Here is a 12,941-nt window from a genome sequence, read left to right as displayed (position 1 = left end):
TGCAATAGCCTGGCCCACCCACACTGATTAGGAAAATGGAATTGATTTCGGGGACTCGTTTAATTAACAGCACCATACTGCTGGCTTCATTCATCACGCTAGTCAGCGGCTGTAGCAAGCCAGAAGAAAACGCCAAGAAGGCGCCAGTGCCACTGGTCAGCGTCACCCAAGCGCAAGTGCTGAGGCTGGAAATCCGCGAACAGTCCATAGGCACCCTGGAAGGGTTGATGGATCCGACCATTGCGGCTGAAGTCCCTGCGCGCGTGGTGCGCATCATGGCCCGCCCTGGCCAGATAGTGAAAAAAGGCGAAGTGATTGCCTTACTTGACCCACAAGACTACAACTTGCAGAAAGTGGAAGCAGAAAGTGAAGTTGCCCGGCTGAGTGCGTTGTTGCTGAATCAACAACGCAATGTAGAACGCAACGAAAAACTGGTTGAGAAAAACTTCATTTCGCAAAACGCCCTGGATGACATACAAACCCAGCAGATTGCCCTCAAGAGACAGCTCGAAGGCGCACGTTCAAGATTGGCCAGCATAGAGCACAACAGCAGCAAGACCAGGCTGATCTCTCCGATCGATGGCAAAGTGGAAAAACAAATTGTGTCCCCTGGTGATTACGTCAAGGTTGGCGATCCCTTGCTGCAAGTGATCAGCAACCAGCGTTTGCGCGCTCACCTGCCGTTTCCGGAAAGCCTGGCATCCAAGTTCAAACCTGGACTAAAGGTACGCCTGAAGACCCCAACCTCGGATGAGGAGGTCAACGGTGTCCTGCGTGAATTCAAGCCGGTGATCGCGTCCAACAACCGTGCGGTGGATGTGCTGGTCGACATTGAAGACCAGCCTGGCTGGCAATCTGGTGCCAGTGTGACGGGCAACATCATTCTCGGTGAATTCCCGGATGCTGTGGTAGTGCCTGAGCAAAGTGTGGTGCTGCGCCCGGCGGGTGAGGTGGTGTATGTGATTGAGAATGATATGGCACAACAGCGCATCGTCAAAACTGGCTTGTTCCAGGATGGCAAGATCCAGATCACCAGTGGCCTGAGTGCTGGTGAAACCGTTGCGGTGGATGGCGCAGCCTTTCTGACCGACCAGGCCAAGGTATCTGTGCAGCCTCAGCGGGCCACGCCATGACCTTGCCTGAAATCTCAATCAAGCGCCACGTACTGGCGTGGATGGTCTCCGGGCTACTGGTGTTACTGGGCATCATCAGCTATCAGCGCATCGGCGTTGACCGGCTGCCTTATATTGAATTCCCGATTATTTCCATCACGACCACCTTCAAGGGCGCCAACCCTGACATCGTCGACGCCAGCATTACCAGCATTATCGAATCCTCGGTCAACACCACGCCGGGAATTGAGCACATACAGTCCTCCTCTTCCCCTGGTGTTTCGGTCATCACCATCACTTTTGACCTGGAAAAAAATATCGACGTTGCCTATAACGAAGTGCAATCCAAGGTCAATCAGGTGTTACGTCGCCTGCCTGATGATACCGATCCGCCGCAGGTACAAAAGGTGGAAACCAATGCACAGCCCATCATGTGGCTGGCATTGCGCGGGGACCGCACCACGCAGCAGATCAATATGTATGGTTTTAACGTACTGAAAAAGAAACTAGAAACCATCAACGGGATTGGCGAGGTACGCCTGGGCGGTCGTCGTGACCGCACCATACGCGTCAATGTCCTGCCCGAGCGCATGGCTGCTTACAACCTGGCTGCCACTGATCTCATAGGCGCCTTCAACCGCGAGCATGTGCAATTGCCCGGTGGCTTTCTGGTGGGCGATAAATCTGAATACCTGATGAAGCTGGATCTTGAATTCCATAATGCCCGCGATCTTGCCAGCATGGTGGTGGCTTATCGCGATGGGGCAGCCATCAAGCTGCAGGATGTGGCAGAGATAGAAGATGGCATTGCAGATTACCGCCAGCTGGGTCGTTACATGGGCAAACCCGCGGTCGGACTGGGTATCGTCAAAGTCTCCAATGCCAATACCGTTGCCATTATTGACGAAGTCATGCGCAGGCTGGATAGCGATATCCGTCCTAATCTGCCGCCCGGCATGACACTGGATATTTCCACCAACGATGCCTTGTTCATCCAGGAAATCGTACACGCCCTGCAAGAGCACTTGCTTGAAGGCACGCTGCTGGCGGCCTTCATCGTCTGGCTGTTCCTGCGTTCCATCCGCTCCACACTCATCATTGCCACGGCAATCCCGGTGTCACTGCTGGGCTCGGTAGCCGTCATGTATTTCTCCGGCTTCACCTTCAATACCATGACCTTGCTTGCCTTGCTGCTGCTGATCGGGGTGGTAGTGGATGACGCCATTGTGGTGCTGGAAAACATACATCGCCACCTGAGCATGAAAACCGCAGAAGCAGGCAGCACCACCAACTATCGTGAGCTGTCCAGAGCTGCTGCCATTGCGGGCAGCCGCGAAGTGGCTTTTGCCGTGATTGCGGCGACATTCTCGCTGGTTTGTATTTTTGCACCGGTGATTTTCATGGATGGCATCATCGGCAAATTCTTCAAATCCTTTGCCGTTGTCGTCACGTTTGGGGTACTGGTTTCCCTCATGGTGTCACTGACCCTGACGCCCATGCTCTGCTCACGCTACTTGCAGGCACATGAGCATGCATCACAAGGCCGCTTCTATCGCTGGCTGCAGGCCATCTTCCTCAGTATGGATAACACCTATTCACGCTGGCTAGGCTGGACACTGCGGCATCGCTGGAAAGTCATGCTGCTGACCTTACTGGTAGTCGCTGCCAGCACCATTTTCTTCGGCAAGGTGCAAAAGGAGTTTATTCCGGACTCGGACGAAAGTCGCTTCCTGATCTCGTTCCGCACACCTCTAGGCTCAAGCCTGGAATACACCAATGACCGTTTGCAGAAAATTGAAGAGATGTTGCAACGCCATGAGTCTGAGATCGCCAGTTACTTCACGACTATCGGCGTAGGCGCTCAAGGACAGGTAAATAAGGGAACCACCAGCATCAGGCTTAAAGAAAGATATGAGCGCAGCATGAGTCAGCAAACGCTGATCAAGAAAATGCGCGAAGAACTGGACGAGATCCCCGGTATCCGTGCATTTCCAGTCCCAGTGGCGCTCATAGGCGGTCAGCGCTCAGAGAAACTGCAGTTTAATGTGACCGGCCCCAACCTGATCCAGGTCAGCGAACTCGGACAAGCCCTGCAACGCAAACTGGCCAATACCCCGGGCATGGGCAAGGTGGATCTGGATATGGACCTGGACTTGCCACAACTTTCCATGAAGGTAGATCGGGTTCGCGCCGCCAGCCTCGGACTCTCTGCCCTGGATATTGCCACCGCCCTCAATCTGTATACCGGAGGTATTGATGTTGCCAGCTTTAATGATGAACCAGGTGATGGTCAGCGTTATGACATCCGCCTCAAGGCCAAAGAGGGCAGCCTGTTACATCCGGACGACCTGAAGAAAATTTATCTACGTAGTGGTACAGGAGAGCTGGTGCGACTTGATAGCGTTGCCACCTTCAAGCAAGAGCTTGGGGCCGCCGTGATCAGTCGTTTTGACCTGCAGTATTCTGCCAGCCTGTATTCCAACCCGATCATGCCCTTGGGGAATGCGGTGGACCTAGTCAAAAGCTACAGCGAGGACATGCTGCCACCCGGCTATAAACTGAACCTGCTCGGCCAGGCCGAGGAAATGCAGAAAACCATCAAGAACATGATTTTTGCCTTTTCCCTGGCGCTGGTCCTGCTCTATATGGTGCTGGCCAGTCAGTTCAATTCCTTCCTGCAGCCCCTGATCATCATGCTGGCCCAACCATTGGCTATCATTGGAGGTGTGTTCGCGCTCTGGTTAACAGGCAACTCGCTCAATATTTTCTCCATGATAGGCCTGGTATTGCTGATCGGCCTGGTCGCCAAGAACTCCATCCTGCTTATCGACCTGACCAATCAGCTACGGGAACAGGGGAAGGATATTGATCAGGCCTTGCGTGAGGCCTGCCCGGTCCGGCTTCGCCCGGTGCTGATGACTTCGCTCACCATCATTCTGGCCTTGCTGCCAGCAGCCTTTGGTCTGGGCGCGGGTGCCGAAACCAATGGGCCATTATCGGTCGCCGTGATTGGCGGCATGATCTCCTCCACGCTGCTCACCTTGGTGGTGGTGCCTGCCGCCTATTCACTCATCATGCATGGTGTCAGTAAATACCTACCGCCCCGTTAACCCACCTGCAAGCGAGGCGTCATACCGAATTGACGTCTCGCTCTCCCCGGCAATAAGCCACTTGCAACCTTGATCTTGATTTAATGTGTATTTTTTGTATTTGTAAATCACTGTAAAAATAGGCTTTTTATAGTCCTATTTAGCCAAAACCGGCCCTTTCTGCCACGTAACTGTCATAAATGATCGCAATAATTCCGGCTCATTGCATCCCCGTTCACGGGCATGCTCTCAACTGGAGATTCAATAATGGAATTGCGTTATTTTTACCCTTTGGTGTTGGGATCATTCTTGATCACCGCTGGCCCAGCCATGGCAGACTCAACTGACGATATTCTTGAAATGCTGATCTCAAAAGGGGTGCTCACCAAGGACGAAGGTGCACAAATCACGCAGCGGCGAAAAAATGAAAATCTGGTGAGTGAAGAGGAACATAAATCCGATATCAGGCCAGTGTTCAAGGATGGCATCCGTTTTGAGTCAGCGGACAAGACACAGTTTGTCAGTTTTGATGGGCGTATCCAGGCCGATTACCGGCATTTTGACAAGCACGAAGCCCAAAGCGCAGATACCTTCGATATCCGCCGTGCCTTCATGACCATGCAAGGCAAGTTTTACAAATACTACGATTTCAATATCACAGCAGATTTTGGCCAGGCAGGCGGAGGCAGTGCGCTGGATGAAGCCTATTTTGGCATTAACTGGTGGAACCAGGCCCGCTTCCGCGTGGGCCAGTTCAAGATGCCGTTTGGCCTGGAACAGGATACCAGCGACATCTTCACGGAATTCCAGGAACGGGCCCTGCTGGACTCACTCACTCCAGGCAAGGAGCGTGGTGCCATGGTCTTCGGCAATCCTGCCAAGGGCGTTTCTTATGGCCTCGCGGCCTCTACAGGCCGGGGCAAGAATAATAGCAACACGGATAACTCTGCTGAGGGACTGGATATTATCGGGCGGGCTACTGTTAACCTTGCCGAGTTGATGGGGAGCAAAAATGCGGTTTACCACCTGGGAGCAGATTTCTCCCGTGGAGATATTTCCCCCGTACAGGTCAATGCAGCTAGCGGCAGGACAGAGGCCAGGGGCATAACCTTCTTCACACCAACCAAATTCACCTTCGACCAGGATGATGAATTAAGGCGCACCCGTTACGGTATTGAGGCAGCTGTTGCACAAGGCTCATTCAAGATTCAATCCGAGTGGATGAAACACAACTACGATGGCAAAACCAACCTGCACCAGGCTTACGACAAGAATATCAAGTCATGGTATGCCGCAGCGAGCTGGTTGGTGACCGGAGAAAGTTTTGCCGATGCCTATACCAGCGCAGGCGTATTTGGCCGGATCAATCCCAAGAGCAACTTTGACTGGAATACCCCCGGCACCGGGGCTGTATTACTCAGTCTGCGCTACTCCGACTTTGATGGCAGTGATTTTGCAGCGGACTCAGGTCCTGCTGGTTCAGGCAATGTAGCCGCCGGATCGCCCACTGGCGCCCACGCATGGACTGCCGGTGTGCAGTGGATTCTGAATCCCAATACGCGTGTCATGCTGGATTTCGTCGATACCAAATTCAAGGGCGGTGAAGCGACTTACATCAAATCCAACACTGGGCTCACTGGCAGTGCGGATGAGGAGAAAGCCTTGACTGCGCGTGCCCAGTTCGACTTTTAACGCTGCTGAGCATAACCTCATCAGGCAAACAAAAAGGGCAGCGTAAGCTGCCCTTTTTTATGTGACTTCAATCGACAGCCAAGCTGTCATTGATTTATTTAACCGTCACAGTTCCGCGCATCATGGTAGCGTGGCCAGGGAAGGAACAGAAGAATGTGTACTTCTCGCCTGCAGCCAGTTTGCTTACGTCAACCTTAACGCTGTCTTTCTCACCGCCGCCAACCAGCTTGGTGTGAGCAACAACGCGAGCATCACCAGCCTTAACGAAGTTGCCTGCTTCACCAGCAGCTACACCGTCGTTCATTGCAGCCTTGAAATCGGCAGTCTTGGTGATCACCAGGTTGTGACCCATGACGTTCTTAGGCAAGGAACCTGTGTGCTTCAAATTGATTGTGAAGTCTTTACAGCTCTTTTCAATGTCAATGTTCTTGGTGTTGTACTGCATCGCATCGTTGGCTTCAACATCAACAGAGCAGCCTGCTGCTAGTACAGAACCTGAGAATAATGAAGCAAACAACAGAGCTACGATTTTGCTGGATTTCATAATTACTTCCCTCATCTAATTAGGCAATATTGCCTGTGTTATAGAACTTCTCTTTTCATTACTACTACACAAACTACCGCTTTTGGTCTTTTATGCGCCTATGCATCAGGGCTGCACAGGAACATTGCTTATTATCCCAAATTATAATTGAGAAACATTATCAATTAAATTCATCTTCTTTTCCAGTAGCACCTACATGATCATTAACGCATCTTTACCGGAGTGGATGACAGCAGGCGCTAATTTTATACACAATCACCTGCCGGAAACAGCTCCTGGCGCAGAAGTTTTTACAATTTCCTGCACAATCAAGCTGCCTATCATGTCGCCTTCCACATTCACCGTGGTGCGTAAGGTATCCAGCAAACGGTCTATAGGCAACAAAATGGCGATTGCTTCTGCTGGCAAACCCACGGACTGCAACACCATGACCATGGTCACCATGCCGGCACTCGGAATACCTGGCGCACCGACCGAGGCAATCATCGCCATGAAAAACACTATGAGTTGCTGAGCCAGATTAAGTTCCACCCCTACCAGATTCGCGATAAACAGCGCAGCAGAAGCTTCATACAGCGCAGTCCCATCCATATTGATGGTTGCCCCCAATGGCACCACAAAACCCGCGATCTCACGGCGCACATGCAGATGCTGCTCGGTGCAACGCAGAGTCACTGGCAAGGTCGCAGAACTGGAGCTGGTGGCAAATGCAGTCACCAGTGCCTCACGTGCGCCTTTCCAGAACTGCCAGGGTGTTACTCGCGTGATCATATACAACATGCTGGGCAGAACAATCACGCCATGCACCAGCGTAATGCCGATGACCACAGCCATGAACTTGCCCATGCTGGCAAACAGCGTGACATCCTGCGTCGCTACCAGCTTGGTGAGTAGCGCCATGATACCAAACGGTGCCAGACGCATGATCCAGCCGACAATCATCATCACCAGATCAAACGCTTCCTGTATCAGCACCAGAAAATTACGGTAACGGCTACCGCCAATCACCAGCGCAATACCGACGAACAGCGCAAAGATGACCACTGCCAGTACATTGCTTTGTGCCAACGAGGTAAAAGGGTTCTGGAACAGGCCAAGAATGAAATGAGAGAAGAACTCACCGACGGTTAGTTTTTCAGTCTGAAACTCCTTCATTGCATCGGCAAACATACCCAGATGCATACCCGCACCAGGGCTGAAGATATTGGTCGCCACCAGCCCCAACAGCACAGCAATCGCCATGGAAATACTGAAGAACACCAACGTAGACACCCAGACTTTGTGCATCTGCTTGTGTTCTTGCAGGTTGGCAACACCGACCACAATCGAAGTAAACAACAAAGGAACCAGCACCATTTTCAGCAGGCCAACAAATACGCCGCCAGCAATGGTGCTTGCATAGAACCCGGCTTCTCGCACGCTGGAACCTGCCTCCAGGCTGCCCAATAACAACCCCAGCAATACACCAAACAAGGCACCAAGCAATATTTGGGTATTCAGGCTGGGGAGTTTCATCGTTATAGATCCTTAGCTAGCAGGGGCATCGACGGCAACATGCTCAAACACGGCAGCAAAAAAACCATCGGTCTGGTGCAGATGCGGCAATAGTTTCAGGTACTTCCCGGTGTTAAGATCAATCTGCTGCTGGGCGAGGATTTCACTGGCATCCACCAGCGTGAATTGCGGATGCGCAGCCAGAAATGCTTCGGCCAGCTGTTCGTTTTCTTCCTGCAACAAACTGCATGTGGCATAAACCAGCTTGCCACCCGCCTTGACCAGCTTGGCAGCACGCGCCAATATCGCCGCCTGCTTGGCAGTCAACTCCGCCACATCCTGCTCCGTCTGTTTCCATTTCAGGTCAGGATTGCGACGCAAGGTACCCAGACCACTACAAGGCGCATCAACCAGCACACGATCAAACTTGCCATTCAGGCGTTTGAGTTTGGGGTCCTTCTCACTACTAATCAGCTGGCTATGCAAATTGGACAAGCCCGAACGTTTCAGGCGCTGCCCCAGATTCTGCAACCGTCTTTCCGATACATCAAATGCATACAGTCTGCCGGTATTGCGCATCAGTGCGCCCAATGCCAAGGTCTTGCCGCCTGCACCTGCACAGAAATCCGCGATCATTTCACCGCGTCTGGGGGCCACCAGCTGGGCCAGTAGCTGGCTACCTTCATCCTGTACCTCAATCTTGCCATCCATAAAGAATGGATGGCGATTGATCGACATACGTTGCGGCATACGAATGCCAGTGGGGGAGTAAGGCGTGATTGCGGCATCAGTTTTTTCACCGGAAAAACGTGCCAATACTTCCTCCCGATTACTCTTGACCAGATTAACGCGCAAATCCAGGCTGGCTGGCTTGTGCATGCTGCGGGCAATCGCCAGGGCCTCTTCCTGCCCATACTCTTGCTGCAAACGCTCCCACAACCATTCTGGCAGATCAGCCTGTATGGACAAGGGCATATCTTCTGTAGACTTGGCCTTGATCTCCTGCGCCCACTCTTTCTGCTGCTTATTCAACACTTCGTCCAGCTCTCTCAGGCTGGTACCTTGAACACGCACAATCCATGCCACCAATAAACGGCGCGGGTCTTCACTATCTGCCACATAAGCCAGAAAAGCCTTGCGTCGCAGCACCCCATACACCGACTCGGCTATCAAAGCGCGGTCCTTGGTGCCCAAATCACGATGCTCACGGAACAAGCTACCCAGCTTGGCATCTGCCGGTCCGCTAGTACCCAATACATCAGCCAACACCACGCCGGCCAGTCTTAACAAGTTTTGATTCATACACTCACTTCAATAAATCGGTCGATATACGGACAACCAGCTGCTCAATCACGCTGCCATCCTCTTCAGTCTTACGCATTTTAACCGGCAGGTAGTGATAATCCACTGCCAGCCATAATTCTGTCTTCTCGCTGCCTTCCTGGCCGGTCTTCACCAGATGCAAGGTGTTGATCATACCGGCCTCGGTTTTCAGCGTTTCCTCACCATCAAAGCTATACACATACATGCTCAGCTTCTTGCCGTTAGTCACATTCAGCTGTAACTGCTCCAAAGGCGGGACAAACACAAACTGGTACATAAAGCTCAGCAGATCTTGAGTGGCAGGCGGCAAATCCACCACCTTCACGCCTTTGGCAGTTGCCAGGCTCAGTTTGGCATTTACCCAGTCAAACCTAGCTTCTTGCAGCTTACTGGCGCTCTTGCCAAATTGATAGGAAAAATGATCCGGCTGCAGGCCTTGTTCCGTCACAGCTCCTTCGCTGATCTGAAGTAACTTTCCCGCAACCACCAATGATGCGAGCCCCTTGGGCTCGGTAATACTCGTTAATACATAGCGCTGACCATCCAGCACCTTGTAGCTGATATGGGTCACGCCAACCTTGCTGCCATCAATCCCGCGCAATACCTCAAACTCGGTATCAACATAGCTGAATGCAGGGACATCATGCGCCAGCCCGGCTTCATCCGAGGCATTGTCTGCCTCCATCGCCACCGCAGTCTCGGCCTCTGGCTGCTGATCCTCTATTGGCTGGGTTTCATTCACCGCAGCCACCGGCTCTGTCGGCTCGGTGACGGCTGGCGCTGTTGTCTCAACTGGCGTCTCGGGCTGGGGCAAAGGCGCTGGCTGTGTTTTGGCTGCTGGCGCAGGCTTGGGCTTGCTTGGCTGCTTGCTGCTCGATACCGGTTTGGATGGCGCAATCGCCTGCAAGTGCACCCACTGCCGCTCAGACTGCTCCTTGGCAAAATCCAGGCTGGGCAGCTGCCAATACTCGCCGCTGAAAAACAGCAGATGCACCAGCAATGACAACACCAGAGCAAGAACAAAGCCGCCATAAGGCAGGCGGCTCAGTATGGTTTTTGCCCTGGCAAACCTATTCAAAAACGCTACTCAACATGGATGCTAGTGAGTACCTGTTCAATCTTGTAGCCTTTGTCATCCAGCATCACCAGTTTGACTGGCAGGAAGTGGTGATCAGCGCTCAACCAGAATTCCTTACCATCCTCTGCAGCATCCTTGTCCGCATCAGCCAGGTGCATGACCTTGAACTTGCCTGCGGGTAATTCCAGCGCCTCATCCTTGGACACAATGTTGTAATGGTACTGGCGCAATTTCTTGCCTGTGGTCACGGGCAAGACCAGCTCAGTACCAGCAGGCGGGCTAAACATAAACTGGTACACAAAGCTGCTTAAATCCTGAGTCCCGGCCTCCAGTGGCACCGTATTCAACTTACCTTTGACTTTCATGTTGAGCTGATTGGCGGCCCAGTCAAAATCGGTATAGAGCGAGCGCTTTTCATTATCGCCCTGATGCAATTCAAAATGGCCGGGCTTGAGGCCGTTAGCAGTCACTTCACCCTCACTCGTCAACCGGCGTTCGCCAAACAAAGCATAAACCCCGACACCCTTGGTCACGCTTTCAATCCGGTACCGGTTTCCTTCTTGGCGATAGGTCTCGTTCACTGTGGCAAAAGCCTGACCATTGCGCGTAGCTTCGTACACCAAGGTCACCTGTTTGGGAGCGGCAATTGCCAAGCCGCTCAAAAACAGCAAGGCAACACTGAGAATTCGGACTATTGCTTGTGACATAAGACCTCCTGAAGAATATGGGCACTCAAGGTGCAAACGCGTCATCCAGTTGGCAACTGAATGACGCACAAGTTCTTCAGACGACGATGGTGGGAGCCTCACCAGCTTGCTGTTGGCGGATGTGACCAATATCCCAGACTTGCTCGCCTTCAGCTGCCAATAAGCGCTTGGCAGCCTCTGCATCAGCCTTGGACACAATCACCACCATCCCTATGCCGCAATTAAAGGTCTTGTACATTTCCCCATCTGTCACATTGCCCTGCTCCTGCAACCAGGAAAACAGTGGCGGCATGGTCCAGCTACCCTGACGCACTTCAGCCGTCAGGCCTTCAGGCAACACACGGGGTACATTCTCGGTAATGCCACCACCTGTGATATGTGCCATGCCCTTGACCTTGACTGTCTCCAGCAACTTCAGCAGGGGCTTGACGTAAATACGGGTAGGCTCCATCACCACATCGCGGAATGGCCTGCCATAAAAATCACTATCCAGATCCACACCGGACAAATCAATCAGCTTGCGAATCAACGAATAGCCATTGGAATGCGCGCCACTTGATGCCAGGCCCAGCACTACATCGCCTTCGGCAATGGTGGTGCCGTCAATCAGCGCTTCCTTGTCTGCAGCGCCAACCACAAAACCTGCAAGATCATACTCACCAGCGGGGTACATGCCCGGCATTTCAGCAGTTTCACCACCCACCAAGGCACAGCCGGATTGCTCGCATCCTGCGGCAATGCCCTTGATCACCTGCGCAGCCACACCCACTTCCAGCTTGCCACAGGCAAAGTAGTCCAGGAAGAACAAGGGCTCAGCACCCTGCACCAGGATATCATTGACACTCATGGCCACCAGGTCGATACCCACGGTATCATGCTTGTTCAACTGGAAGGCCAGCTTGAGCTTGGTGCCTACGCCATCGGTACCCGAAACCAGTACCGGATTCTTGAATTTTTTCGGCACCTCGAACAGGGAACCGAAACCTCCAATACCGCCCAGAACCTCAGGACGCATGGTACGTTTTGCGAATGGCTTGATCTGCTCAACCAGGGCATCCCCGGCCTCAATATCCACACCGGCATCGCGATAGCTAATCGAGGTTTTTTCAGAATTCAAGTTGAGTTCTCGCTTTCCACAAGATAAATTAGAAATTTAGGGCATAATTTTACCTTAAATGGCCCGGTAATCGACAAAAAGACCGCGTCAACATGCAGGAAACAGCACAATACAAGCGCTGGCGCCTTCATGCAGACCACCAACCAGCTCGCAAGCGATCCACTTTGAAACAATTATTACTCGACATTCAGCCACCGGCAGCGCCCACCCTGGAGAACTTTGTGGTTGGCCGCAATGCAGAGGCATTGTTCCAGCTCAAGGACACTGTCCAACGAGATGGCAATGCCAGATTCATCTATCTCTGGGGGGCAGATGGCTGTGGTAAAAGCCATTTGATCACTGCCTGCAATGCCTTAGCCAGCCAGCACGGCCTCAATATGATCTGCGTAGATGACGTGCATTTGCTGTCAGACGAAGAACAAATCTCCCTGTTTGATATCTACAACCAGCTGCGGGAATCTGGTGGCAGCCTGATTGCCAGCGGACAGGCAGCACCAGGGCAAATGGGCTTGCGTGATGACCTGGCCACGCGGCTGGCATGGGGACTCGCCTACCAGTTGCATCCCCTCAGTGATGAAGAAAAAGCCCAGGCACTGAAAATCCATGCCGAGGACCGTGGCATGAAATTACCCGATGAAGTCCTGGATTACTGCTTGCGCCATTTGCGTCGAGACATGCCCAACCTCATTGCCACCATTGATGCACTCGATGAGTGGTCACTTACTGACAAGCGGGCTGTCACCCTGCCCTTACTCAAACAACTGCTGCAATTATCCCCTAGCTGA

At 52.6% G+C, this 12,941-nt stretch carries 10 protein-coding genes; 4 read left to right on the top strand and 6 right to left on the bottom strand.

Features of this window, described 5'->3' with window-relative positions; genetic code table 11:
• The first annotated feature begins 35 nt into the window (after positions 1-35).
• The 3 genes from LG201_RS10305 (at position 36) to LG201_RS10295 (ending at position 5,893) form a co-directional block, all read left to right on the top strand.
• Complete coding sequence (locus LG201_RS10305) at positions 36-1,133, top strand: efflux RND transporter periplasmic adaptor subunit (protein ID WP_226772115.1); 1,098 nt, start codon at positions 36-38, stop codon at positions 1,131-1,133.
• Positions 1,130-4,222, top strand: coding sequence for an efflux RND transporter permease subunit (locus LG201_RS10300; RefSeq protein WP_226772114.1), 3,093 nt, complete (start codon positions 1,130-1,132; stop codon positions 4,220-4,222). The genes LG201_RS10305 and LG201_RS10300 overlap by 4 nt, the downstream gene beginning before the upstream one ends.
• Before the next feature lie 246 nt (positions 4,223-4,468).
• A complete protein-coding gene (locus LG201_RS10295) occupies positions 4,469-5,893 on the top strand; it encodes an OprO/OprP family phosphate-selective porin (RefSeq protein ID WP_226772113.1) in 1,425 nt (474 codons plus the stop codon).
• Between the two features lie 94 nt (positions 5,894-5,987).
• On the opposite strand, the gene azu is transcribed toward LG201_RS10295, so the two are convergent.
• The 6 genes from azu to purM all read right to left on the bottom strand — a co-directional run bounded on the left by azu (position 5,988) and on the right by purM (position 12,156).
• Entirely contained in the window at positions 5,988-6,437 is a 450-nt protein-coding gene (gene azu / locus LG201_RS10290; RefSeq protein WP_226772112.1) for an azurin, read from the bottom strand.
• A 255-nt stretch (positions 6,438-6,692) separates the two neighbouring features.
• On the bottom strand, positions 6,693-7,952 hold the full coding sequence (locus tag LG201_RS10285; RefSeq protein ID WP_226772111.1) for a dicarboxylate/amino acid:cation symporter: 1,260 nt from the start codon (positions 7,950-7,952) through the stop codon (positions 6,693-6,695).
• 12 nt (positions 7,953-7,964) lie between these two features.
• On the bottom strand, positions 7,965-9,233 hold the full coding sequence (locus tag LG201_RS10280) for an RsmB/NOP family class I SAM-dependent RNA methyltransferase (RefSeq protein ID WP_226772110.1): 1,269 nt from the start codon (positions 9,231-9,233) through the stop codon (positions 7,965-7,967).
• Positions 9,234-9,237: 4 nt separating this feature from the next.
• A complete protein-coding gene (locus tag LG201_RS10275; protein WP_226772109.1) occupies positions 9,238-10,332 on the bottom strand; it encodes a DUF3108 domain-containing protein in 1,095 nt (364 codons plus the stop codon).
• Between the two features lie 5 nt (positions 10,333-10,337).
• A complete protein-coding gene (locus LG201_RS10270) occupies positions 10,338-11,039 on the bottom strand; it encodes a DUF3108 domain-containing protein (RefSeq protein WP_226772108.1) in 702 nt (233 codons plus the stop codon).
• A gap of 76 nt (positions 11,040-11,115) precedes the next feature.
• The gene (purM, locus tag LG201_RS10265) at positions 11,116-12,156 is read right to left on the bottom strand and encodes a phosphoribosylformylglycinamidine cyclo-ligase (protein ID WP_226772107.1); all 1,041 of its coding nucleotides are present in this window, start codon (positions 12,154-12,156) and stop codon (positions 11,116-11,118) included.
• Positions 12,157-12,320: 164 nt separating this feature from the next.
• Between purM and LG201_RS10260 the strand changes: the two genes are divergently transcribed.
• Entirely contained in the window at positions 12,321-12,941 is a 621-nt protein-coding gene (locus LG201_RS10260) for an HdaA/DnaA family protein (protein ID WP_226772176.1), read from the top strand.

The organism is Methylobacillus gramineus (genome assembly GCF_020532675.1).
In the GTDB taxonomy this organism is placed as follows: Bacteria; Pseudomonadota; Gammaproteobacteria; order Burkholderiales; family Methylophilaceae; genus Methylobacillus; species Methylobacillus gramineus.
Note: the sequence above shows the minus strand (reverse complement) of the source record. Positions and strands in the feature narration are given on the sequence as shown.

Bases quoted from the DNA above. Each gene is read 5' to 3' on its own strand.
- LG201_RS10305 (WP_226772115.1), top strand. From the start codon at position 36: ATGGAATTGATTTCGGGGACTCGTTTAATTAACAGCACCATACTGCTG.
- LG201_RS10300 (WP_226772114.1), top strand. From the start codon at position 1,130: ATGACCTTGCCTGAAATCTCAATCAAGCGCCACGTACTGGCGTGGATG.
- LG201_RS10295 (WP_226772113.1), top strand. From the start codon at position 4,469: ATGGAATTGCGTTATTTTTACCCTTTGGTGTTGGGATCATTCTTGATC.
- azu (WP_226772112.1), bottom strand. From the start codon at position 6,437: ATGAAATCCAGCAAAATCGTAGCTCTGTTGTTTGCTTCATTATTCTCA.
- LG201_RS10285 (WP_226772111.1), bottom strand. From the start codon at position 7,952: ATGAAACTCCCCAGCCTGAATACCCAAATATTGCTTGGTGCCTTGTTT.
- LG201_RS10280 (WP_226772110.1), bottom strand. From the start codon at position 9,233: ATGAATCAAAACTTGTTAAGACTGGCCGGCGTGGTGTTGGCTGATGTA.
- LG201_RS10270 (WP_226772108.1), bottom strand. From the start codon at position 11,039: ATGTCACAAGCAATAGTCCGAATTCTCAGTGTTGCCTTGCTGTTTTTG.